Source organism: Kitasatospora sp. Xyl93 (assembly GCF_055383135.1).
The window spans coordinates 3,263,521-3,285,489 of record NZ_AP029185.1; the positions used below are offsets into that span (position 1 = coordinate 3,263,521).

20 protein-coding genes are annotated in these 21,969 nt (G+C 74.7%); 8 read left to right on the top strand and 12 right to left on the bottom strand.

The window, feature by feature from the left end; translation table 11 throughout:
• Positions 1-10 precede the first annotated feature (10 nt).
• The gene (gene cofD / locus ACZ5GH_RS14390; RefSeq protein WP_464334442.1) at positions 11-970 is read left to right on the top strand and encodes a 2-phospho-L-lactate transferase; all 960 of its coding nucleotides are present in this window, start codon (positions 11-13) and stop codon (positions 968-970) included.
• Entirely contained in the window at positions 967-2,259 is a 1,293-nt protein-coding gene (locus ACZ5GH_RS14395; RefSeq protein ID WP_464334443.1) for a coenzyme F420-0:L-glutamate ligase, read from the top strand. The genes cofD and ACZ5GH_RS14395 overlap by 4 nt, the downstream gene beginning before the upstream one ends.
• Before the next feature lie 3 nt (positions 2,260-2,262).
• On the opposite strand, the gene ACZ5GH_RS14400 is transcribed toward ACZ5GH_RS14395, so the two are convergent.
• From ACZ5GH_RS14400 to ACZ5GH_RS14415, 4 genes are all read right to left on the bottom strand, one after another.
• Positions 2,263-2,532 (bottom strand): type II toxin-antitoxin system RelE family toxin, encoded by a 270-nt coding sequence (locus ACZ5GH_RS14400; protein ID WP_387760707.1) that lies wholly within the window; start codon positions 2,530-2,532, stop codon positions 2,263-2,265.
• Positions 2,529-2,801 carry a type II toxin-antitoxin system Phd/YefM family antitoxin gene (locus ACZ5GH_RS14405; RefSeq protein ID WP_387760706.1) on the bottom strand — a complete coding sequence of 91 codons (273 nt, stop codon included), beginning with the start codon at positions 2,799-2,801 and terminating at the stop codon, positions 2,529-2,531. The genes ACZ5GH_RS14400 and ACZ5GH_RS14405 overlap by 4 nt, the downstream gene beginning before the upstream one ends.
• Before the next feature lie 46 nt (positions 2,802-2,847).
• Positions 2,848-3,759, bottom strand: coding sequence for a DNA-3-methyladenine glycosylase family protein (locus ACZ5GH_RS14410; RefSeq protein WP_401119114.1), 912 nt, complete (start codon positions 3,757-3,759; stop codon positions 2,848-2,850).
• An 84-nt stretch (positions 3,760-3,843) separates the two neighbouring features.
• Positions 3,844-5,091: a peptidoglycan recognition protein family protein gene (locus tag ACZ5GH_RS14415; protein WP_464334444.1), complete on the bottom strand. Its 1,248-nt coding sequence runs from the start codon at positions 5,089-5,091 to the stop codon at positions 3,844-3,846.
• A gap of 104 nt (positions 5,092-5,195) precedes the next feature.
• Here ACZ5GH_RS14415 and ACZ5GH_RS14420 point away from each other — a divergent pair, with 104 nt between their 5' ends.
• From ACZ5GH_RS14420 to ACZ5GH_RS14430, 3 genes are all read left to right on the top strand, one after another.
• Positions 5,196-5,987 carry a TIGR03089 family protein gene (locus ACZ5GH_RS14420; RefSeq protein WP_387760703.1) on the top strand — a complete coding sequence of 264 codons (792 nt, stop codon included), beginning with the start codon at positions 5,196-5,198 and terminating at the stop codon, positions 5,985-5,987.
• 165 nt (positions 5,988-6,152) lie between these two features.
• The gene (locus tag ACZ5GH_RS14425) at positions 6,153-7,322 is read left to right on the top strand and encodes an LCP family protein (protein WP_464334445.1); all 1,170 of its coding nucleotides are present in this window, start codon (positions 6,153-6,155) and stop codon (positions 7,320-7,322) included.
• Positions 7,323-7,545: 223 nt separating this feature from the next.
• Complete coding sequence (locus ACZ5GH_RS14430) at positions 7,546-9,165, top strand: LCP family protein (RefSeq protein WP_464334446.1); 1,620 nt, start codon at positions 7,546-7,548, stop codon at positions 9,163-9,165.
• Positions 9,166-9,377: 212 nt separating this feature from the next.
• Here ACZ5GH_RS14430 and ACZ5GH_RS14435 read toward each other — a convergent pair whose 3' ends face one another.
• From ACZ5GH_RS14435 to ssuE, 5 genes are all read right to left on the bottom strand, one after another.
• A complete protein-coding gene (locus ACZ5GH_RS14435; protein WP_387760700.1) occupies positions 9,378-10,418 on the bottom strand; it encodes a glycosyltransferase family 2 protein in 1,041 nt (346 codons plus the stop codon).
• 161 nt (positions 10,419-10,579) lie between these two features.
• Positions 10,580-12,583: a hypothetical protein gene (locus ACZ5GH_RS14440; RefSeq protein ID WP_464334447.1), complete on the bottom strand. Its 2,004-nt coding sequence runs from the start codon at positions 12,581-12,583 to the stop codon at positions 10,580-10,582.
• A 159-nt stretch (positions 12,584-12,742) separates the two neighbouring features.
• Entirely contained in the window at positions 12,743-15,310 is a 2,568-nt protein-coding gene (locus ACZ5GH_RS14445) for an ABC transporter permease (RefSeq protein ID WP_464334448.1), read from the bottom strand.
• A 19-nt stretch (positions 15,311-15,329) separates the two neighbouring features.
• Positions 15,330-16,115 carry an ABC transporter ATP-binding protein gene (locus tag ACZ5GH_RS14450; RefSeq protein ID WP_387760697.1) on the bottom strand — a complete coding sequence of 262 codons (786 nt, stop codon included), beginning with the start codon at positions 16,113-16,115 and terminating at the stop codon, positions 15,330-15,332.
• Positions 16,116-16,438: 323 nt separating this feature from the next.
• Positions 16,439-16,993 (bottom strand): NADPH-dependent FMN reductase, encoded by a 555-nt coding sequence (ssuE, locus tag ACZ5GH_RS14455; protein ID WP_387760696.1) that lies wholly within the window; start codon positions 16,991-16,993, stop codon positions 16,439-16,441.
• 415 nt (positions 16,994-17,408) lie between these two features.
• On the opposite strand from ssuE, the gene ACZ5GH_RS14460 reads away from it, so the two are divergent.
• Both ACZ5GH_RS14460 and ACZ5GH_RS14465 read left to right on the top strand, forming a co-directional pair.
• Positions 17,409-18,722, top strand: a complete 1,314-nt coding sequence (locus tag ACZ5GH_RS14460; RefSeq protein ID WP_387760695.1) for an LCP family protein — start codon at positions 17,409-17,411, stop codon at positions 18,720-18,722.
• Positions 18,723-18,760: 38 nt separating this feature from the next.
• On the top strand, positions 18,761-19,249 hold the full coding sequence (locus ACZ5GH_RS14465; RefSeq protein ID WP_464334449.1) for an LbetaH domain-containing protein: 489 nt from the start codon (positions 18,761-18,763) through the stop codon (positions 19,247-19,249).
• Positions 19,250-19,326: 77 nt separating this feature from the next.
• On the opposite strand, the gene ACZ5GH_RS14470 is transcribed toward ACZ5GH_RS14465, so the two are convergent.
• Together ACZ5GH_RS14470 and ACZ5GH_RS14475 are read right to left on the bottom strand one after the other, a co-directional pair.
• Positions 19,327-19,902 carry a hypothetical protein gene (locus tag ACZ5GH_RS14470; RefSeq protein ID WP_464334450.1) on the bottom strand — a complete coding sequence of 192 codons (576 nt, stop codon included), beginning with the start codon at positions 19,900-19,902 and terminating at the stop codon, positions 19,327-19,329.
• Between the two features lie 289 nt (positions 19,903-20,191).
• Positions 20,192-20,686, bottom strand: coding sequence for a peptidylprolyl isomerase (locus ACZ5GH_RS14475; protein ID WP_387760692.1), 495 nt, complete (start codon positions 20,684-20,686; stop codon positions 20,192-20,194).
• Positions 20,687-20,889: 203 nt separating this feature from the next.
• Here ACZ5GH_RS14475 and ACZ5GH_RS14480 point away from each other — a divergent pair, with 203 nt between their 5' ends.
• Positions 20,890-21,273: a MerR family transcriptional regulator gene (locus tag ACZ5GH_RS14480; RefSeq protein WP_387760691.1), complete on the top strand. Its 384-nt coding sequence runs from the start codon at positions 20,890-20,892 to the stop codon at positions 21,271-21,273.
• Positions 21,274-21,309: 36 nt separating this feature from the next.
• Here ACZ5GH_RS14480 and ACZ5GH_RS14485 read toward each other — a convergent pair whose 3' ends face one another.
• Positions 21,310-21,963, bottom strand: a complete 654-nt coding sequence (locus ACZ5GH_RS14485) for a class I SAM-dependent methyltransferase (RefSeq protein WP_464334451.1) — start codon at positions 21,961-21,963, stop codon at positions 21,310-21,312.
• Positions 21,964-21,969: the final 6 nt, after the last annotated feature.

Below are 21,969 nucleotides of genomic sequence, written 5' to 3' on the forward strand. Positions count from 1 at the left end.
GATGAGCCCCATGCGCATCGTGGCACTGGCAGGCGGAATCGGCGGAGCGCGCTTCCTGCGCGGACTCCGGGCGGCGGTCGGACCGCAGGACGAGATCACCGTCATCGGCAACACCGGTGACGACATCCACCTCTACGGCCTCAAGGTCTGCCCCGACCTCGACACCGTGATGTACACCCTCGGCGGCGGCATCCACGAGGAGCAGGGCTGGGGCCGGACCGACGAGACCTGGTCCATCAAGGCGGAGATGAAGGAGTACGGCGTCGGCCCCGAGTGGTTCGGGCTCGGCGACCGGGACTTCGCCACCCACCTGGTGCGCAGCCAGATGCTCACCGCCGGGTACAGCCTCAGCCAGGTCACCGAGGCGCTGTGCGTGCGCTGGAAGCCGGGCGTGCGGCTGCTGCCGATGAGTGACGACCGGGTCGAGACCCACGTGCGGATCACCGACGAGCAGGGCAGCCGGGCGATCCACTTCCAGGAGTACTGGGTCAGGCTGCACGCCGCCGTGGACGCCGAGGCGATCGTCCCGGTCGGCGCGGACACCGCCAAGCCCGCGCCGGGCGTGCTGGAGGCGATCGCCGAGGCGGACGTCATCCTGTTCCCGCCGTCCAACCCGGTGGTCTCGATCGGCACCATCCTCGCCGTCCCCGGCATCCGGGAGGCGGTCGCCGCCGCGCCCGCTCCGGTGGTCGGGCTCTCCCCGATCATCGGCGGGGCGCCGGTGCGCGGCATGGCCGACAAGGTGCTCGCCGCCGTCGGCGTCGAGGCCACGGCCGAGGCGGTCGCGCTGAACTACGGCTCGGAACTGATCGACGGCTGGCTGGTGGACACCGTCGACGAGGCCTCGGTGGCCGCCGTCGAGGCCGCCGGGATCGCCTGCCGGGCCGTCCCGCTGCTGATGACCGACGTCGAGGCCACCGCCGAGATGGCGCGTACGGCGCTCGCGCTGGTGGAGCAGGTGCGGAAGTGACGCTGGAGGTCATCGGCGTCGACGGGCTGCCCGAGGTCGCGGCCGGGGCGGACCTCGGCGAACTCGTCGCCAAGGCGGGGACGTACCGGGACGGCGACATCCTGCTGGTCACCTCGAAGATCGTCAGCAAGGCCGAGGGCCGGCTGCTGCACGCCGCCGACCGCGAGGCCGCGATCGACGCCGAGACCGTCCGACTGGTCGCCCGGCGCGGGCCGATCCGGATCGTGGAGAACCGCAACGGCTTCGTCATGGCCGCCGCCGGGGTCGACGCGTCCAACACCGCCCCCGGTACCGTGCTGCTGCTGCCCGAGGACCCGGACGCCTCCGCCCGGGCACTGCGGGCCCGGCTCCAGCAGCTCACCGGCGTCCGGCTCGCCGTCGTCGTCACCGACACCTTCGGACGGCCCTGGCGCAACGGGCTGACCGACGTGGCGATCGGCGCCGCCGGCCTCTCCGTCCTGGAGGACCACCGGGGCCGCACCGACAGCCACGGCAACGCGCTGGAGATGACGGTCACCGCGACCGCCGACGAACTCGCCGCCGCCGCCGACCTGGTCAAGGGCAAGGCCACCGGCGTCCCGGTGGCGGTCGTGCGCGGACTCGGCCACCTGGTCACCGCCGAGGACGGCGAGGGCGTGCGGCCGCTGGTCCGGCCCTCGGTGGACGACATGTTCCGGCTCGGCACCTCCGAGGCGCTGCGGCAGGCCGTCACCCTGCGGCGCACCGTCCGCTCCTTCACCGCCGAGCCGGTCGACCCGGCCGCCGTCCGGCGCGCCGTCGCCGCCGCCGTCACCGCGCCCGCCCCGCACCACACCACGCCGTGGCGGTTCGTGCTGCTGGAGTCCGCCGACACCCGGGTGCGGCTGCTCGACGCGATGCTCGCCGCCTGGCAGCGCGACCTGCGCGAACTCGACGGCTGGGACGAGGCGAGGATCGCCCGGCGCACCGCCCGCGGCAACGTCCTGCGGGACGCCCCGTACCTGGTGGTGCCCTGCCTGGTGATGGACGGCTCGCACGACTACCCGGACCCGCGCCGGGCCGCCGCCGAACGGGAGATGTTCACCGTCGCCGCCGGCGCCGCCGTGCAGAACCTGCTGGTCGCGCTCACCGGCGAGGGCTACGGCTCCGCCTGGGTCTCGTCCACCATGTTCTGCCGCGACACGGTGCGGGAGGTGCTCGACCTCCCGGCGGGCTGGGACCCGATGGGGGCCGTCGCGGTGGGCCGGCCCGCGGAGCCGGCGAAGGCTCGGGGGGAGCGGGGGGCCGACGCGTTCGTCGTGGTGCGGTAGGGGTCAGAGGCCGCGGTAGATGTCCCGGCGGTTGCCGACGTGGACGACGAGGATCAGCAGCTCATCGCCGCGGATCTGGTAGACCACGCGGAAGTCACCCACGCGGAGCCGGTACAGGCCGTCGTTGCCGGTCAGCTTCTTGACGTCGGGCCCCACGGCGAACGGGTCGTCCCCCAGCGCGGTGAGTGCCGTGAGGATGCGCATCGCCTCGAGCCGGCCGATCGCGCGCAGCTGGCGTCGGGCGTGCGAGGTGAATCCGAAGGCGTACTTCACGCGGCGCTCCCGGCGGAGTCCGTCGGCGGGCCGAACAGGTCCACCAGCAGCTCGGCCATGGTGACGGTCGGCTCGTCCAGGTGCTTCCGCGCCTCACGGGCCAGGAGTTCGTCCTCTGCCTCCTCTATGGCATCGAGGATCTCGATCGGCACGACCGCTCCGACACGCTCGCCCTTGCGCGTGATCACGGTGATCTCGCCGGCCTCGGCCCGGCTGACGACCTCGGCGAGGTGGGCGCGGGCTTCACGGATGCTCAGTGCGTCAGTCATGCCTCGAGCGTACACAGGGATGTGTACACCGCGCGGGGGTTCGCGGTCAGCGGTGGCGGTGGTCGTTGGGGGTCAGGCGGGGGCCGTAGCGGGGGGCGTGGGTGCCGGTGGCCAGGAGGAGGCGGCAGACGCGGTGGCGTTGGGGGCGGTAGGGCTCCAGCAGGGCGAGCATCTGGGCGTCGTCGCTGCGGGGGCGGCCGGCCAGGGCCCAGCCGACGAGGTTGGGGAGGTGGAAGTCCCCGACCGAGACCGCGTCCGCGTCGCCGTTGCTGCGCTGCAGGGTTTCGGCGGCCGTCCAGACCCCGATGCCCGGGACGGCGGTGAGGCGGGCGAAGGACTCCTCGTGGCCCATCGCCGAGGCCTCCTCCAGCCGCGGCGCCAGCCGGACGGCGCGCATGACCGTCGCGGAGCGCTTCGGGTCCACGCCCGCCCGGTGCCACTCCCAGCTCGGCACCAGCGCCCACTCGCGGGCGGACGGCGCCACCCGCATGCCCTCGGCCGGGCCCGGTGCCGGGGTGCCGAAGTCCCGCAGCAGGGTGCGCCAGGCGCGGTAGGCCTCGTCGGTGGTGACCTTCTGCTCCAGGATCGCCGGGACCAGCGACTCCAGCACCAGCCCCGTCCTGGCCAGCCGGACCCCGGCGGTACGGCGCTGGGCGTCCCGCAGCGGGCCGGGCGGCAGCACCAGCGACTCCGGGGCGTCCTGGGCGCCGAGCAGGGTGGGGAGGCGGTCGAGCAGCCAGTCCGCGCCCGGGCCCCAGGCGCTCGCCTCTACCTCGCCGGCGGCCGGGCGCGGCAGCACCCGCAGGGTGCCGATGCCGGCCGGGGTGCGGGAGGCCCGCCAGACGGCGCCGTCCCCGGTGCTGCGGTAGGCCGGGTCGGCCGGGCCGCGGCGCAGCGGGAGCAGGGTGCGGGCGACGTCCAGCGGGAAGCCCGGACGCCAGCGCCGTACTGCTTCCACTGCCGTCGCCTCCCGCGTCGCCTCCGGATATGAACGATACGCGGGAGGCCGGACAGGCCGGGTGGACGGCGGACGGGCACGGGGTCAGCCGGTCTGGAGGGCGGCCGCGGCGGCTCGCAGGTCGGGGAGGCGGGCGTAGAGGGCGGCGCCGGGGCATTCGGTGGCGACGCCGTCGCGGTGGCCGGAGACGGCGTCGAAGTCGACGACGGTGCCCTTGGGGTAGCGGCTGGCGTCCGAGCCGGAGGTGAGCTGGGTCCGGCCGTCGGCGGGCTGGCCGGTGAGGCCGAGCTTCCAGGCGGCGAGGGCGGCGAGGCCGTCGAGGAGGGGGCCGGGCGGCTGGTCGCCGTCGTAGGTGCCGATCGCGGCGACCCCGGTGGAGTCGGTGTTGAAGCCGAGGGTGTGGGCGCCGTGGACGGGCAGGTCGACGCCGCCGGCCCGGCCCTCGTAGACGGTGCCGCAGCGGTCGACCAGGAAGTTGTAGCCGATGTCCCGCCAGCCGTTGGTCTTCACGTGGTAGACGTAGATCGCCCGGATCACCCGGGGTGCGTCGGCGCAGGCGTAGTCGGTGGCGGTGGCGGTGTGGTGGACGAAGACCTCGCGGACCGGGCCGGTGTACTCGAACTCCTGGTCGCGCAGTGACTCGTCGGCGCCCCAGCCGGCCCGGGTGACGATCCCCGGGCGCGGGGCCTGGCCGCCGGCCGACCCGGCGGTCGGCCTCGACGGCGGCTCGACGGACGGCGGCGTCGTCGGCCCACCGGACGGCGGCTTCGGCGGCTCGACGGACGGCGGCGTCGTCGGCCCACCGGACGGCGGCTCGACGGGCGGTTCCGCGGGCAGGGTCCGTACGGCGGTCGAGGGTGCGCCCCGCCCCGGGTCGACCAGGTCGAGCCGCAGCCCGGGCGGCACTCCGGCGGGCCCGGGCCTGACCTCGACCGCGACGCCGTCGCTGCGGCCGGTCCACAGCGGGGCGGTGGCGCCGTGCGCCGCGTCGTCGGGGCCGTCCGAGGCCTCGGTCTCCAGGCGGTGCCAGCCGCTCCAGCGGCCGGTGGCCGCGTCCCGGGTGCGGACCCGGACCACCGCGTCGGCGAGCGCCCGCGTCGGGCCGTCCCAGCCGAGGCCGAGGAGTTCGAAGGGTTCGGTGCCGCGCGGCGCGAGGACGGCCCCGGCGGGCAGCGGCAGCGTGGTGGTCGAGCCGCCACCGGCGAAGTCTTGGCGCTGCGGGGCCGGCGAGGGGGTCGCGGTGGCGGCGGGCTGGAGGAGCAGGGCGGCGGTGCAGCCGGCGAGCAGGGCGGCCGGGAGCGAGCGGCGCGCGGCCGTGGTTGAGAGGCGCATAGTCCGGATCGTCGCCGCAAACCCGCCCGCCCGCCACGCCGCTGCGCGCCCGTTCGGCCGCCCCTCCCGGCCGCCCACCCGAAGGCCGTAGGCTGGGGCGCACCATGACTGCGCCTTTCGCTGCCGATGCCCGCACCCCCGTCGAGCTGCTGCACGCATTCCTGCGCGGCGGCACCCCTTCGGTCGATCCCGCGGCCCCGATGGTCACCTTCTACGACGACGCCACCGGCGAACGGGTGGAGCTGTCCGCCCGGACCTTCGACAACTGGGTGGCCAAGACCGCCAACCTCCTCCAGGACGAGCTGAACGCCGGCCCCGGCGACCGGGCGGCGCTGCTGCTGCCCGCCCACTGGCAGAGCGCCGTCTGGCTGCTGGCCTGCTGGTCGGTCGGGGTGGCGGCGGTGCCGGGCGGCGACCCGGCCGCCGCCGACCTGGTGGTCAGCGGCCCGGACGGGCTGGAGTCCGCCCAGGCCTGCGAGGGCGAGCGGGTCGCGCTCGCCCTGCGGCCGCTCGGCGGCCGCTTCCCGCAGCGTCCGGACGGCTTCCTCGACTACGCCGCCGAGGTGCCCGGCCAGGGCGACCGCTTCGCGCCGTACTCCCCCGTCGCCCCGGACGGGCAGGCGCTGGAGACCGTGGTGGACGGGCTGCCGCTGAAGCTGACGGGCGAGCAGACCGTGGCGCTGGCCCGGGAGGGCGCGGCGCGGCTCGGCCTGAAGCCCGGTGACCGCGTCCTGTCCACCCTCTCGTACGACGACTGGACCGGTCTGGAGGCCGGTCTGCTGGCGCCGCTGGCGGCCGGCGCCTCGGTGGTGCTCTGCCGCAACTCGCAGGCGCTGGACGCCGGGCAGTGGGAGAAGCGGGTGGAATCCGAACGGGTGACACTGCGCCTCGGCTGACCCCCGGGGCGGCCCCGGCGGGTAGGGATCCCGGCCATGGCCGAGGACGACACCGAGCACCCCCCGACCGCCACTCCCCCGACGAACGACCCCGGGCGGGACGGTCCGCCCACGGGCCCGCCTCCGGGCGGGACCGGACGCCCGCGCAGGCGCCGGCGGTGGCTGATGATCACCGCCGGCGCCGTCGCGTTCCTGCTGGTCGCCACCGGGGCCCTGCTCTGGATCGCCTACCGCACGCTGGACGGCAACATCCGCACCGACTCGGCCACCGACCGGCTGCTCGCCAAACTGGAGGCCGAGCGCCCGAGCCGCACCGCCGGGGCCCGGGGCGCCCAGAACATCCTGCTGATCGGCAGCGACGACCGCTCCGGCGCGAACGGCTCGTACGGCGGTGAGGCGGGCACCCAGCGCTCGGACACCACGATCCTGCTGCACCTGGCCGCCGACCGGAAGCACGCGACGGCGGTCTCCGTCCCGCGCGACGTCATGGTCACCGTGCCCGCCTGCGAGCAGCCGGACGGCTCCCGCAGCCGGCCGGCGCTGATGCAGTTCAACCGGGCCTTCGAGACGGGCGGCCCGGCCTGCTCGATCCGGACCGTCGAGCAGCTGAGCGGCATCCGGATCGACCACTACGTGATCCTCGACTTCAGCGGCTTCAAGCGGATGGTGGACACCATCGGCGGGGTCGAGGTGTGCGTGCCGCAGCCGATCCACGACAAGGACGCCAAGCTCGACCTGCCCGCCGGCCGGCAGACCCTGCACGGCGAGCAGGCGCTCGGCTACGTCCGGGCCCGGGAGAGCCTGGGCGACGGCAGCGACACCCAGCGCATGGGCCGCCAGCAGCAGTTCCTGGCCGCGCTGGTCCGCAAGGTGCAGTCGCAGGGTGTGCTGCTGAACCCGGCGAAGCTGTGGCCGGTGCTGGACGCCGCGACGTCCTCCGTCCGGGCCGACGGCGCGCTGTCCTCGCTCGGCGCGCTGTACGACCTCACCCAGGACCTGCGCGGCGTCCCCTCGGCGGACGTGGTCCTGCTGACCGCGCCCCGCCGCCCGTACCGCTACGACTCGGACCGGGACGAGTTCGTGCAGCCGCAGACCGGCCAGCTGTTCGCGGCGCTGCGGGACGACCGGCCGGTCGCCGTCCGGCCGCCCGGGTCCGCGCCCTCGCCGGGCCGCGGGCCCGGCGCGATCCCCACCGCGTCGGCGGGCCCCCGGCCGGGTGCCGGGACCGCCCCGACGGGCGGGGTGGCGGCGGTGGCGAAGGCGTCGCCCTCGGCGGGCGCCTCTCCCACCTTCGAGGGACGCACCGCCGACGTGGACGCCTGCGCCCCGCACTGAGCCGGTCTCCCCGACCACCCCGGCCGACCCGCGCGGTCGCCGCCGGCCGCTCCGGTCGTTTCCGCAATTGCTCGGCCACGAGCGGTATTTGCCTCCGCGCTGCCGGAACATGGCGGAGATCACACCGGGAACGACTGCCCCGCGCGGCTCGTCTAGTGTGTCCGGATCGGTCCGTCCGTACGGGTGGTCCGCAGCCGTGACCGGTCGAAGCTAGGGGACCCCCGTGCACGAGGAGCAACCGGAAGCCGGCCGGTACCGGGTGGAGCCCGCGCCGGGCGTCCCCCGGCAGCGCCGCCGGGCTGCCGAGACGCCCGCGGCACCGGCCCCGGAGGGCCGCCGGGACAGCCGGCGGCGGGCGGCCGCGATCGCCAGGCGCAGCCGGCGCCGGCGGGCCCTCAAGTGGACGGCCGGGGCGGGCGCCCTGGTGATGGTGGCGGGCTGCGGCGGGGCGTACTACCTGTACCGGCACTTCAACGACAACCTGACCTCGGTCAAGGTCCAGCTCGGCGACGAGTCCGAGCGGCCCCCGGCCGCCGGGGACGCGCTGAACATCCTGGTGATCGGCACGGACAGCCGGGAGGGCCTCGGGCGGGAGTACGGCGACGAGGGCAGTACCGGGCACGCCGACACCACGCTGCTGTTCCACATCGCCAAGGACCGCTCCAACGCGACCGTGGTCAGCCTCCCGCGCGACCTGATGGTGCCGATCCCGGAGTGCCAGAACGCCCAGGGGAAGAGGATCCCGGGCTCGGCGCGGTCCGAGTTCAACAACAGCCTCGGCCAGGAGGGGCGCGACGCGGGCTGCACCTGGAAGACCGTCGAGAAGACCACCGGGATCCGGGTCGACCACTTCGTCCAGGTCAACTTCGAGGCGGTGAAGACCCTTTCCACCGCGGTCGGCGGGGTCGAGGTCTGCGCGGCCAAGGACATCAACGACTCCGGGTCCCACCTGAAGATGACCAAGGGGCGGCACGTCGTGCAGGGCGACGAGGCGCTGGCCTTCGTCCGCACCCGGCACGCGGTCGGCCAGGGCGGCGACCTCACCCGGATCCCGCTCCAGCAGCAGTTCATCAGCTCGATGATCCGCAAGATCAAGAGCGACGACACCCTGACCAGCCCCACCAAGCTCTACAAGCTCGCGGACGCCGCCACCAAGGCGCTGACCGTGGACTCCGGCATCGGCAGCGTGGACAAGCTCAAGGACCTCGCGCTGGACATCAGCAAGGTGGACACCAAGAACATCACCTTCACCACCGCGCCCGTCCTGGACGACCCCAAGGACGAGAACCGGGTGATCCTCAAGCAGCCGGACGCCGGACAGCTGTTCGCGATGGTCGCGGCCGACCGCTCGCTGACCGAGACCGCCGCCCCGCCCGCCCCCGAGGCGCCGGCCACCGGAGCCGCGGCCGCGCCGCCGGCCCCGGCCGCCACCGCCCCGACCACCCCGGCCGCCACCGCCGAGGCCGCCGACACCAAGGGCGTCCAGCTGACGGTGCGCAACGGCAGCGGCAAGCGCGGGCAGTCCGGGCCGACCGTGGATAAGCTCCGGGCGAAGGGCTTCGCCAAGGCAGCGGTGGGCAGCGACGCCACGCCCGCCGCGACCACCACGGTGGCCTACCCGGCCGGCCTGGAGGCCGAGGCGAACGCGCTGGCGGCCGCCCTCGGCCTGCCCGGTGACGCCCTCCGCCCGGCCGCGAAGTCGGACCCGAAGGGCGGGCTGCTGCTGGTGCTCGGCAAGGACGTGCTGGACGCCGCCCCCACCACCGCGCCGGCGGTGCCCACCGAGGCGCCCGAGGACCTCCAGCGGGTGCAGGCGGACGACACCGACGTCTGCGCCAAGTAGCCGCGGGGGCAGGAGGGTTCCGCCCTCCTCGCGTACCGCCCGACGGTCCGGGAGCACGGCCGGCGGCCGTCCCCGGCGGGCCGCGGCCCGTTCGCCGGCCCGGCGCCGGCCGCGGCCCGTTCGCAGGAGTTCGCGACAGGCCCGATCCGGGGCGCACCCGACCCGCCGTCAACTGCCGCCGCGCGCACCGCCGGCAGCGGTGCGGAAACGAATCAGCCGGCCTTCGAGAGCACGTCCTTGGAGGACGGGCCGACACTGGCGATCACTCTTCGGGCCAGCGAGCGCGGTGAGGTCAGGAAGCCGAAGCCCCAGCTGAGGTGCATGGTCGCGAGGGCCACCGGCAGCAGCACCCTGGCCCTGAACGACAGGCCGCGGCCCTCGACCGCCGCGCCGCCGAGGATGCCCAGCAGGTAGGCGCCGGGCACCGCGAGGAAGGCCGGGTGGACGGCGGCGCCGAGCACCAGCCCGACGGTGACCGCCGCCAGCGCGGCCGGCGGGGCGAGGTAGCGCAGGTTGACCGAGCCGCGGTGGTAGCGGGTGACCACCCGGCGCCAGCGGCCGTAGTCCTTGTACTGCTTGGCGAGCGCCCGCACCGAGGGGCGGGGCCGGTACGTCACCTTGAGCTGCGGGGTGAACCAGACCAGGCCGCCGTCCTGGCGGATCCGGTAGTTCAGCTCCCAGTCCTGGGCGCGGATGAACTCCTCGTTGTAGCCGCCGAGCTTCTCCAGCACCTCGCGCCGGAACACCCCGAGGTAGACGGTGTCCGCCGGGCCGGCCAGGCCGCCGGTGTGGAAGGCCGCGTTCCCGACGCCGATCTTGGAGGTCATCGCGGCGGCGACCGCGTTCTCCCACTCGGTCTCGCCCTCGGCGTACATGATGCCGCCGACGTTGGCCGCGTCCATCTCGCCGAGCAGCCGGACCGCCGTGGTGATGTAGCCGGGAGTGAGCAGGCCGTGGCCGTCCACGCGCACGATTATGGGGTGCCGGGAGCCCCGGATCGCGGCGTTCAGCCCGGCCGGCGTCCGGCCGGTGGGGTTCGCCACCGTCCGCACCCGCGGGTCCTCCGCCACCAGCTCGGCCGCGATCTCCGCGGTGCGGTCGGTGGAGGGACCGAGGGCGATCACCACCTCCATCGGCCCGGGGTACTCCTGGTCCAGGATGCGCCGGACCGCCGTGCGCAGGTGACGTTCCTCGTTGAGCACCGGCATGATCACGGAAACAGCCGGCAGCTCCTCAGCAGCCTTGGTGTTCATCGGGGCCAACCGTACCGGTGCGGACGTGTCCCCGTCTTGTCCCGGTCTGGGCGGCCCGGGGCGCCTCGCGGCGCGGCACCGGTCCTGTGATCAAGGACACCGTACTACCCCTTACGCGCAGGCCGGAAGCGGTGTGGATCCGGTGCCGGTCCGGGGCGGATTCAGAGTGCGTAGTGGGCCACGGTGAAGACCGCGTACCCGGTCAGCGCGAGCCGGTTCACCAGGTGCTGGGGGCCGCCCAGTCGGTCCGGCAGGGCCTGCGCCGGACGCAGGTCGGGCCGGTGGGCGGCGGTGGCGACGGTCCGGGCCAGCGCCACCGGGTCGTACCGGCCGCCGAAGAAGGCGGCCAGCCGGACCGTCGGACGGCTGAAGAAGGAGAACTCCCGGCCGCCGTGCAGCCGGATGGTGAGCAGGTCGCGGTGCACCGCCGCCGCGGAGATCTCCGCCCACCGGTAGCTGCGGGTGCGCAGCGCGGTGGCCACCCGCAGGCCGTCGCGGTCGGCCACCAGCTGCCAGGACAGCGTCTGGGCGCAGGCGAGGATGGCCAGCGAGCCGATCCACAGCGGGCGCAGCAGCCCCTCCCACCAGCCGTCGTCGTCGAGCAGCACGACGGCGGCGGCGACCACCAGCGCCGCCAGCGGTCCGGCCGCCGCCCGCAGCGGCAGCGGCATCTCCCAGCGGCGGGCGGCCAGCGGCTCGGCCTCCGGCCCGGCCTCGGGGGCGGCGGCGACGACCTCGGCGGTCAGCGCGGCGACGGCCTGGTCGCGCTCCCGGTAGCGCCCCGAGCGCCGGCCGAAGCGCGGGGCCCGGGCGGCGGGGGCGACGACGGCCGCCACCCAGTGCGGGTCGCCGTCCAGCACGCCGGGGCGGACGAGGAGCTGGCGGTCGGGGCCGTCCGGGCCGACGTACAGCACGGCGGGCACGCTGCGGCCGGCCCGGGCCAGCCGCTCGGCGGCCTCGGCCGGGGTCACGCGGTCGTACGGCTCCTCGTCCTCCGGCTCGTCCTCGTCGTGGTCGAGCGGCGGTTCGGGGTAGTCGGCGTCCTCGTCCTCGGTCGCCAGGTGTTCGGGTACCCAGGCGGCGGCCTCGCCGTCCGGGGCGGCGTGCCGGGCCCAGCGGTAGCGGTCGCGCTCGACCAGCCGCCAGAGCCCGGGGCCGTCCGGCGGACCGTCCGGCGGACCGTCCAGCGGCAGCACCAGCAGGTCGCCGCGGGCGTCGGCGCGCACCCGTACGGCGAGCGCGGGGGCGGCGCCGACGAAGGCGGGCCCGGTCCGGCGGGCGCTCGCGACGGCGGCCGAGCCGAGCAGCACCAGGCCGGGCAGGGCGATCAGACCGCCGGCGCTCAGCTGGCCGGAGACGTCGTAGTCGTCGCCCAGGGCGCGCACCGCGTCGCCGTCCACCAGCAGCGGGACGGGCTCGCCGGGCTGGGGGCGGCGCTGCCACCGGACGTCCAGGGCGGCGGTGCGCTCGGGGCCGCCGCCGGGCGGCTGGAAGCGGACGGTCAGCACGCCGTCCCGGTCGCTCCCCTCGGCGGTGCCGGTCACCCGGGTGGCCCGCTCGGCGGCGGAGGAGGCCCGGGCCTGCGCCCAGAGGCCGTACACCGGGAAGGCCGCGGCGACCACCAGCAGCAGGACGCCGAGGGCGCGGCGCAGCACGGGCGGGCCGTCCCGGTGGACGGGCGAGGGCGCGTCGGCGGCGGTCCACGGGTAGGGGACGGGCGGGGCCATCAGCTCGTCCAGCTGCTGGCGGGCGCGGCGGCGGCCGGCCTCGGCGCCGAGCAGGACGGCGGTGAGCAGGCCGTGGACCAGCACCGCCGACCAGCGGGCGACCGGGGTGACCAGGCCTCCGGGCAGGTACCAGAGCAGCGCCAGGACGACCGGCGGGACGAGCACCCGGACGCGGGCCCTGGTGGCCAGCAGGACGATCTCGGCCAGCACCGACCAGCCGGCCAGCCCCGAGCCCCAGGTGTCCCGGCAGACGTTCTGGACGTTGCAGCGGCTCACGTCCGGCTCCACCGCACCGGCCAGGAGCACGAACCCGAGCGGGACCAGTGCGAGCCGGCGGCCGTCCAGCCGCCAGGCGGTCCGGGCGGCGCGCCAGCGGGCGGCGGCGGCGCTGGTGAGGGGCGCGGCGCTGGGCAGGGGCGGGGCGTCCGAGGGGAACATCGGACGATCATCTCAGCACCCCGGAAACGGAGCGCCTGCCCGGCGGAGGTCCCCGGCGGAGGCCTCCGGCGGCGGTGCGGAAAGGCGCAGGGGCCGGGTGCTGTGCGCACCCGGCCCCTGTCCCCCGTTCCCCCCTGCCCGACGCCCCCCGACGCCGGGTCAGTCCGTCGCGATGGCCGCGAGGACGTTCATCCGTCCGGCCCGGAAGGCCGGGACGAGCGCGGCGAACAGGCCGATCAGCACCGAGGCGGCCAGCGTGACCGCCACCGTGACGGTCGGGACGGAGAGCGTCCCGAGGCCCTGCTCCCGCAGCACCCGCTGGGCGGTGACACCCCAGGCCAGGCCCAGCCCGGTGCCGAGGACCGCGCCGAACACCGCGATCACCACGGACTCCAGCCGGATCATCCGGCGCAGCTGGCGGCGGGAGAGCCCGATCGCCCGCAGCAGGCCGATCTCGCGGGTCCGCTCGACCACCGACAGCGCCAGGGTGTTGACCACGCCGAGCACCGCGACCGTGATGGACAGCGCGACCAGCCCGTAGATCAGGTACAGCAGGGTGTTGATCTGGGACTGGGCGAGCTCCTTGTAGCCGGCCCGGTCCTTGATGGTCAGCTGCGGGTACTCCTTCAGCGCGTCCTCGATCGCGGCCAGCGTCCGCTCGACGTCGGCGCCCCGGGCCGCCTTGGCGAAGAAGGTCCACACCGGCGGCTGCTCGGCGGCCGGGACGGCCTTCTCCATGGTGTCCACGGCCACGAAGGAGGCGTCGCCGAACAGCCCGCCCCGGCCGAAGACCGCGCCCACCGGCACCGCCTGGGTGCGGCCCTGGCCGTACTCGACAGTGACCTGGTCGCCGACCTTCAGGCCGTGGTCCTTGGCGAAGGCGGCGCCGATCCCCAGCGAGCCGCGCTGGATCGAGTCCGCCGCCCCGGAGTCGACGGTCGGCCGGAAGTCGCTGCCGAAGAAGGTCGGCGGCACGGCGGTCAGGTCGGTCCTGGCCGTCCGCCCGTCCGGCAGCCGGACCTTGGCGGCGAAGAACCGCTGGGTGGTGACGTGGTCGATGCCCGGGGTCCGCCGGACCGCGTCGATCATCTCCGGGGTGACGGCGGTGCGGCCGCCGGAGACGATGTAGTCCGCGCCCACCGACTTGTCGATCTGGGCGCTGGTCGAGGTGACGGCCGAGGAGCTGAACACCGCGGAGGCGATCACCAGCGCCAGGCCGATCATCAGCGCGGCGGCGGTGGCGCCGGTGCGGCGCGGGTTGCGCATCGCGTTGCGCTGGGCCAGCCTGCCGGACGGGCCGAACAGCGCCGGCAGCAGCGCGCCGAGCACCCGGACGACGGCCGAGACCAGCAGCGGGCCGAGCACCACGAAGCCGACCAGGGTGACCACCACGCCGAGTCCGAGGTACCGGCCGCCGGTGGCCGCCTTCTCCGCGTCCGCGCCGAGCACCAGCAGCGCGCCGCCGCCCGCCGTCAGCAGCAGGCCGAGAACGGTGCGGACGAGGTTGGCCCGCGACTCCGCCGGGGTGCCGTGGTCGCGCAGCGCGGCCATCGGCGAGATCCGGCTCGCCCGGCGGGCCGGGAACCAGGCCGCGAGCAGGGTGACCACGATGCCCAGCGCGTACCCGGCGACGAACACGTCCGGCCCGATCCGCAGGTCGGCCGCCTTGAGGTCCATGCCGATCGCGCTCATCAGCCTGATCAGGCCGACCGCCACGCCCAGGCCGGCCGCGACCCCGAGGGTCGAGCCGAGCACGCCCAGGATCAGCGCCTCGACCAGCACCGAGCGGTTGACCTGCCGCCGGCTGCCGCCGACGGCGCGCAGCAGGCCGATCTCCCGGGTGCGCTGGGCGACCAGCATCGAGAAGGTGTTGACGATCAGGAAGGCGCCGACGATCGCCGAGACGAAGGCGAAGCCGAGCATCGCGTACTTCATGAAGCCGAGGCCCTTGCCGACCTGCTCGCTGCGGTCGGCCTTCTGCTCGGCCGCCGTCTTCACCTGGTACCCGCCGCCGAGCGCGGCCAGCGCGTCCGCCTTGAGCCGGTCGTTGCCCCGGCTGCCGTCGCCGTACGCCTCGACGGTGCTGAAGGCCTCCTCGCCGAGCAGCACCCGCTGGGCGGTCGGGGTGTCCAGGAAGGCGAGCGCCGCTCCCGGATTGGTGGTGGTGAAGGTGCCGATGCCGACGATGGTGAAGTCGTGCCTGCCGAGCGGGTTCTCGACCCGGAGCCGGTCGCCGAGGCCCAGCTTGGCCTTCTTCACGGTGTCGGCGTCCAGCACCAGCTCGGTCGGGCCCCGCGGGGCGTGACCGGAGGTGATCTTCACCGGGTTGCTCGGGGTGTCGGTCCAGTTGCCGGCCAGGGTGGGCGCGCCGGTGGTCGGGCCGACCAGCTTGTTGGTGGCCGGGTTGACCAGGACGGCGTTCTCGACCATGACCTGGCCGACCGCGTTCCTCACCCCGGGCAGCGCGGCGAGCTGCCGCTCCAGCGCGACCGGGACGGTCGGCGGCTTGACGGCGGCCTGCTGCTCCTGGTCCTCGGTCGGCTTGGGCGGCTGGACCGAGACGTCCGAGGCGGTCGCGGCGAAGAGCTTGTCGAAGGTGCCGGTGGCGGTGTTCGAGAAGACGAGGGTGCCGGAGACGAAGGCCACCGACAGCACGACGGCGATGAGCGAGAGCGCCATCCGGCCCTTGTGGGCGAAGAAGCTCCGCAGTGAGGTCTTGAGCAGCATGGTGGTGTCGGCCCGCCGCTCAGCTGGTGCGCTTGCCGTCGAAGCGGCGCATGCGTTCGAGGACGGAGTCGGCGGTGGGCGCGTGCATCTCGTCGACGATCACGCCGTCGGCGAGGAAGAGCACGCGGTCCGCGTAGCCGGCGGCGACCGGGTCGTGGGTCACCATCACGATGGTCTGGCCCAGCTCGTCCACCGAGCGGCGCAGGAAGGTCAGCACCTCGGCGCCGGAGCGGGAGTCCAGGTTCCCGGTGGGCTCGTCGCCGAAGATGATCTCGGGGCGGGCGGCCAGCGCCCGGGCCACCGCGACGCGCTGCTGCTGGCCGCCGGAGAGCTGGGCGGGGCGGTGCCGGAGCCGGCCGGACAGGCCGACGGTCTCCACCACCTGGTCCAGCCAGGCCCGGTCGGGCCTGCGCCCGGCGATGTCCATCGGCAGCGTGATGTTCTCCAGCGCGGTCAGGGTCGGGAGCAGGTTGAACGCCTGGAAGATGAAGCCGATCTTGTCCCGCCGGAGCCTGGTGAGCTGCTTGTCCCTGAGGCCGGTGATCTCGGTGTCGCCAATCCAGATCCGCCCGGAGCTGACCGTGTCGAGGCCCGCCAGGCAGTGCATCAGGGTGGACTTGCCCGAGCCCGAGGGGCCCATGATCGCGGTGAACCGGCCGCGCTGGATGTCGACGTCGACCGCGTCCAGCGCGGTCACCCTGGTCTCGCCCGCACCGTACGCCTTGGTGACCTGACGGGCCGACGCGGCGACGGCGGACGCGCCGCCGGGAAGCTGGGGGTCGTACACGGCTGCTGCCGTCGTCACAGGACTCTCCTAAGGAAGATGCGCTCACCCGTTGGCCCCCAGCCTCACGGGCCCGCCCGCCGCGCGACATGGCGCGGGCGGTAGTCCTCGACCGGGAGTTGTCTCCACCCTCCCGGTGGACCTGGCCACCGGACCCGACGGAACCGGGCCGCTTCCTGGCGGGTGGGGATGTGTGAACCACGTTAGGAGTCGTCGGCGGAGGGCTCGTCATCCGCCGGAATGAAGCCGCCCAACCAGGGTTCTACGGGGCACCGGGCGGCTCCCCCTAGGGGTCGCCGCGGCCCGTCTCGGGGACGCCCCGTACGGGCCGCGGCGACGGTCCGTCAACCGGCCAGCGCGGGTGCGGCCCGCCGCTCCAGGGCCGTGGCGAAGCCCTCCACGACCGGGGCCAGCAGCGCTTCGGTCGCGCGCTCCACCAGGGTCGTCCCGTCCTCCCGGACGGTGATGTGGCGGTCGAGCACGAACCAGCCCTGGGTGATGTGGCCGGCGCCCATCGAGCTGAGCACCGGGCGCAGCGCGTAGTCCACCGCGAGGACGTGCGCGGGCGAGCCGCCGGTGGCGAGCGGCAGCACGGTCTTGCCGGCCAGCGCGTGCTGCGGGAGCACGTCCAGCAGGGCCTTCAGCAGGCCCGAGTAGGCGGCCTTGTAGACGGGGGTGCCGATGACCACGCCGTCGGCGCGGGCGAACAGCTCGGTGACGGCGACGATGCCGGGGTGGTCGAAGTCGCCCGACAGCAGCGCGTGCGCGGGCAGGCCGCGGGCCTCGAAGGGGACGACCTGGTGGCCGCGCTCCGCCAGCCGCGCGTCGACGTGGCGCAGCAGGCGGGTGGTGCGGGAGGTGGCGGACGGGGAGCCGGAAACGGACAGGACGACGGCCATGGGTTCACCTCTGGCTGGAAGCGGGGCGGCGCGGTGCGGCGGCGGGGAGGGAGCCGCGGTGGGGAGGCCGGTACCGGGAGCGGTGCCGGGGGGCGGCACCGGGGGCACTACGTCGGCGGACGTGCGGGGAGTGCGGGGACTCGACGGGCGGCGCGCGTCAGCCGCGACAGAGCGAACAGGCCACACCGCGCCGCAGGTCGACGTGCCGCCGACGCGTGAGTGCCCAACGCTGGTCCATGCCCGGAATGCAAGCACGCGGCGTTCGAGCTGGTCAAGAAACGTTTCAGCAGCTGGAACACCGGATGTCCGGACGTTGCGGCGGAACGATCCGGTACGTGCATCAAAACTGCTACAAGAGGCCCGGCGGGCACCCCGGGGGGAGTCAGCCCGACCGGGGTCGGGCATCCTCGTCGGCATGAACACGTGGCAGGAGGGCCGCCCGGGGGGCGGCGGGAACCCGTACGGCGGCAACGGTGGAGGCGGCTCGGCCGAGCCGCCGCTGCCGTCCTCGCTGAACCCGCGCGGGCCGGGGGCACCCGCGCCACGGCAGCCGCACCACCCGGCGCAGCCGGGGCACCAGGGGTACCCCGGGCAGTCCGGACACCCGGGACAGCCGGGGCCGTCCCGGCTCGGCGGCGTCCCGCCGCAGGGGCCCGGCGCCCCCGGTGCCCGCCCCGGCGGTCCCGGTGGCCCTGGTGGTCCCGGCGGCTCCCGCCCGGCCGGTCCCCCGGCGGCCCGGCGCTGGCCGCGCCGGCGGATCGTGAAGTGGTCGGTCTTCGGCGTGCTGATCGCCGTCATGGTGACCGCCGTCTCCACCTGGTTCTGGGCGGACTCCAAGATCAACCACGAGAACGTGCTCGCCGACTACCCCGGCCGCCCGGCCGCGGGCAAGGGCACCAACTGGCTGATCGTCGGCTCCGACAGCCGCCAGGGCCTCACCGACGCCGAGCAGGACGACCTGCACACCGGGCACGACACCGAGGGCAAGCGCAGCGACTCGATGATGATCCTGCACGTCGGGGACAACGGGAACACCCTGATGAGCATCCCGCGCGACTCCTGGGTGCCGATCCCCGAGCACCCGGGCGCCAACGGCAAGCCGGTCAAGGGCACCACCGCGAAGATCAACTCGGCCTTCGGCAACGGCGGCGGCCGGCTGCTGGTCCAGACCGTCGAGCAGAACACCGGCCTGCGGATCGACCACTACGCCGAGATCGGCTTCGGCGGCTTCGTCGGCATCGTCGACTCGATCGGCGGCGTCGAGATGCACATCGACCAGGACATCAAGGACAAGGACTCCGGCCTCGACCTCAAGGCCGGCGACCAGACCCTCAGCGGCAAGCAGGCCCTGGCCTTCGTCCGCCAGCGCCACCAGATGGCCGACCAGGACCTCGGCCGGATGCGCAACCAGCAGAAGTTCCTCGGCGCCCTGGCCCACCAGGCCGCCTCCCCGGGCAACCTGCTGAACCCGTTCACCTTCTACCCGCTGGTCGACGCGGGGCTCGGCACCCTGATCGTCGACGAGGACTGCGGACTGACCGACCTCGGCTCGCTCTTCCTCGCCATGAAGGACGTCAACGGCGGCAGCGGCAAGTCGGTGACCGTGCCGATCGGCAACCCGGACTTCCGGACCAAGACCGGCGAGTCCGCCGTGCTGTGGGACGCCAAGCAGTCCAAGCAGCTCTTCGACGCCTTCCGGAACGACACCCCGGTGCCGGAGTCCAAGTAGTCCGCCACTTCCCGTGACCGCTCCACCACAATGGGTGGATGTCCCTCGTCGCCGCGCTGATCCGCCACCGTCGCCACCGCCTCCTGGGCCGCCTGGTCCAGGAGGCGCTCGCGCTCTACGGGATGGAGGTGCCCGCCGCCTGCGAGATCGGGCCCGGGCTGCTCGTCTTCCACCGCGGCTTCGGCACCGTGCTGCACCCGTACACCACCCTGGGCGCCGGCGTGACGCTCTACAACGGCGTGACCATCGGCCGGGCCGACCCCTGGGTGCCGCAGGAGGAGAGCGCGATGCGGCGGGTGGTGGTCGAGGACGGCGCGGTGCTGTGCGCGGGCGCCAAGGTGGTGTGCAAGGAGGGCGTGCTGACCGTCGGCGCGGGCACCATCGTCGGGGCCAACGCGGTGCTCACCCGCTCGACCGGGCCCGGCGAGATCTGGGCCGGCGTTCCGGCCCGCAGGGTGGGCCTGCGGGCGGGCGACTGGGGGCGGCCCTCGCCGGTGCCGGCCCAGCCGGCCGCGAGCCCCTCCTGAACCGCCCCCACGGCCGGCCGCGGGACCGGACGTACGGCCGTGGCGTACCGCTGTGAGGTACCGCCGGGCGGGTACGGCTAGACGTACGGCAGAAGGCCGGTACCGCACTCCGGGAAGCGGACCAGCCACTCCCCCTCACCGCCGGCCGCCTCGGTGGCACCCGAGAAACCGTAGTGGATCGGCTGCTCCTCGCCGCTCAGCCACCGCGCGTGGGTCAGCTGCACCGACAGCGAGGCCGGGCGGTGCGGGGCGACGGCCGGGACGGGCGGGGCGGGCTGCTCCAGCACCAGTTCGTGCTCGGTCTCGCCGGGCCGGAAGGTCACCACGGTCTCGGTGCCGGGGCGGCGCGGGAAGCCGCCCGCCGGGTCCGTCCAGTACGCGGCGACCATCACCGCGAGGGTGCCGTCCAGGCTGCCGGTCTCCGGCCGCACGTACTCCTCGTCCGCGACCCAGCGGGCGTGGTGGCGGACCTCCTCCGGGCCCCACCGCTCGTCCCAGCGCACCCAGTAGCCCGCCACGCGCTTGACGGTCATGCCCTCGCGGACGACCCGGACGGCGAACCGCGCCGGGGCGACCGGCTCGCAGCCGACCAGGGAGACCACCGTCACCTGTTCGTAGGTCACCTCGCCGTCGTCGGCGCCCTGCTCCATCATCGGTCAACCACCTTGCCGCAGAGTCGAGTTCGGCCGCGGTCGGGCCGCGTCCGAAGTCGAGCGTAGGGCCCCGGCGAAGCAGGGCGACAGGATTGCCCGGTTCCGGCCCGGAGGGCGGCGCTCCGGGATACCCTGCCCGCCGCACCGCACCGCACCGCACCGCGCCCGGTCGCCGAAGCCGGAGCGGGAGCAGAAGCGGGAGCGAACGGGTACGAAACCGCCCCGGAGCGGGAGGCCGGAAGATCCGACGTCCCGCTCCGGGGCGGTGTGTGCCAGGTGGCGGCGGTGACTACTCGACCACGCCGGACTTGGCGATGGTGACCTTGGCCGAGGTGCGGCCGCTCTGCGAGCCGAGGCCCTCGATCTTCTTCACGACGTCCATGCCCTCGACGACCTCGCCGAAGACGACGTGCTTGCCGTCCAGCCAGTCGGTGACGATGGTGGTGATGAAGAACTGCGAGCCGTTGGTGTTGCGGCCGGCGTTGGCCATCGACAGCAGGCCCGGGCGGGTGTGCTTGATCTGGAAGTTCTCGTCCGCGAACTTCTCGCCGTAGATGCTCTTGCCGCCGGTGCCGTTGTGGTTGGTGAAGTCACCGCCCTGGAGCATGAAGGCGGGGATCACGCGGTGGAAGCCGGAGCCCTCGTAGCCGAAGCCGTTCTGGCCGGTGGCCAGCTCGCGGAAGTTGCGGGCGGTCTGCGGAACGACGTCGTCGTACAGCTTGAAGACGATCCGGCCGGCCGGCTCGTCGTTGACCGTGATGTCGAAGAAAACGTTGGAAGACATGCAGGGATGATGGCACGATCATCTGCCCGACGCTCGGTACCCCCGGTCGGGCGAGTTCGGACGCGGCTGTGTTATCCGGCCGCTCGGCCCGGGCATGTCGTCCGGTTCACACCCCCGAGCGGGGCCGGGGAAGCTACCATCGATGCCGGCTTCAGGCCTTGGCGCGGGACGACCAGGATGACCGGGACGGTGGGGTGGACGGCATGCGGATCGGCGAACTGGCCCGGCGGACGGGCGTGAGCGAGCGCTCGCTGCGCTACTACGAGCAGCAGGGCCTGCTGGCCGCCCGCCGCACCGAGGGCGGCCACCGGGAGTACCCGGAGGCCGCCGTCGACCGGGTCGTGCACATCCAGGAGCTGTTCGCGGCCGGCCTGCACAGCCGCACCATCTACAAGATCCTCCCCTGCATGCGGGACTCCGACGGCAGCCCGAGCGAGATCGCCACCCCGCTGCTGGTCGACGAGCTCACCGCCGAGCGCGAGCGGATCGACCGGACGATCAGCGACCTGCTGCGCTCCCGCGAGGTGCTGGACGAGGTGATCGCGGCCGCCTCCGGGCAGCCGCCGGCCGCCTCCGAGGCCGCCTGAGGGCCGCCCGAGGGCCGCTCGGGGCCCGCCGGGGGCTCAGCCCTTCGGCTTGCGGGCCAGCAGGTAGGCCTGCGGGGTCTTCTCGTCCCCCTCCGGCTCGCGGACCGTACGGGAGGTGACCGGCAGACCGGCCTCCCGGGCCAGCTCCTCGACCTGCTCCGGCCGCAGCCGGCGGAAGTCCAGCGACACCGGGCGGCCGAACGGCCGCTCCAGGTGCAGGGGCCGTTCGCCGACCTGGAAGGCGAGCATCAGGTGGCCGCCGGGGGCGAGCACCCGGGCGAACTCGGCGAACACCTCGGGGAGCCGCTCCGGCGGGGTGTGGATGATCGAGTACCAGGCCACCACACCGGTCAACTCCCCGTCCCCGAAGGGGAGATCGAACATCGAGCCGACGCTGAACGGCACCTCCGGGTGGGCCTGCCGGGCCAGCTCGACCATCCGCGGGGAGAGGTCGATCCCGTGCACGTCCAGGCCGAGCCGGTGCAGCGGGCCGGTCATCCGGCCCGGACCGCAGCCGACTTCGGCCGTCCTGGCGTCCGGCCGCTCGGCGCGGACCAGGTCGGCGAAGAGCGCCAGCATCGCCCGGTCCATCGGCATCCCGCCCAGCGCGTCCCGGTAGCGGTCGGCGTACTCGGCGGCGATGGCGTCGTAGAACACCCTGGTCTCGGCGAGGAAGTCCGGCTCGGTCATGGTCCG

Excerpts from the sequence above, each read along its gene's own strand:
- ACZ5GH_RS14480 (WP_387760691.1), top strand. The coding sequence starts at position 20,890 with ATGCGGATCGGCGAACTGGCCCGGCGGACGGGCGTGAGCGAGCGCTCG.
- ACZ5GH_RS14415 (WP_464334444.1), bottom strand. The coding sequence starts at position 5,091 with ATGCGCCTCTCAACCACGGCCGCGCGCCGCTCGCTCCCGGCCGCCCTG.
- cofD (WP_464334442.1), top strand. The coding sequence starts at position 11 with ATGCGCATCGTGGCACTGGCAGGCGGAATCGGCGGAGCGCGCTTCCTG.
- ACZ5GH_RS14445 (WP_464334448.1), bottom strand. The coding sequence starts at position 15,310 with ATGCTGCTCAAGACCTCACTGCGGAGCTTCTTCGCCCACAAGGGCCGG.
- ssuE (WP_387760696.1), bottom strand. The coding sequence starts at position 16,993 with ATGGCCGTCGTCCTGTCCGTTTCCGGCTCCCCGTCCGCCACCTCCCGC.
- ACZ5GH_RS14485 (WP_464334451.1), bottom strand. The coding sequence starts at position 21,963 with ATGACCGAGCCGGACTTCCTCGCCGAGACCAGGGTGTTCTACGACGCC.
- ACZ5GH_RS14465 (WP_464334449.1), top strand. The coding sequence starts at position 18,761 with ATGTCCCTCGTCGCCGCGCTGATCCGCCACCGTCGCCACCGCCTCCTG.
- ACZ5GH_RS14435 (WP_387760700.1), bottom strand. The coding sequence starts at position 10,418 with ATGAACACCAAGGCTGCTGAGGAGCTGCCGGCTGTTTCCGTGATCATG.
- ACZ5GH_RS14475 (WP_387760692.1), bottom strand. The coding sequence starts at position 20,686 with ATGTCTTCCAACGTTTTCTTCGACATCACGGTCAACGACGAGCCGGCC.
- ACZ5GH_RS14470 (WP_464334450.1), bottom strand. The coding sequence starts at position 19,902 with ATGATGGAGCAGGGCGCCGACGACGGCGAGGTGACCTACGAACAGGTG.
- ACZ5GH_RS14405 (WP_387760706.1), bottom strand. The coding sequence starts at position 2,801 with ATGACTGACGCACTGAGCATCCGTGAAGCCCGCGCCCACCTCGCCGAG.
- ACZ5GH_RS14460 (WP_387760695.1), top strand. The coding sequence starts at position 17,409 with ATGAACACGTGGCAGGAGGGCCGCCCGGGGGGCGGCGGGAACCCGTAC.
- ACZ5GH_RS14440 (WP_464334447.1), bottom strand. The coding sequence starts at position 12,583 with ATGTTCCCCTCGGACGCCCCGCCCCTGCCCAGCGCCGCGCCCCTCACC.
- ACZ5GH_RS14420 (WP_387760703.1), top strand. The coding sequence starts at position 5,196 with ATGACTGCGCCTTTCGCTGCCGATGCCCGCACCCCCGTCGAGCTGCTG.
- ACZ5GH_RS14425 (WP_464334445.1), top strand. The coding sequence starts at position 6,153 with ATGATCACCGCCGGCGCCGTCGCGTTCCTGCTGGTCGCCACCGGGGCC.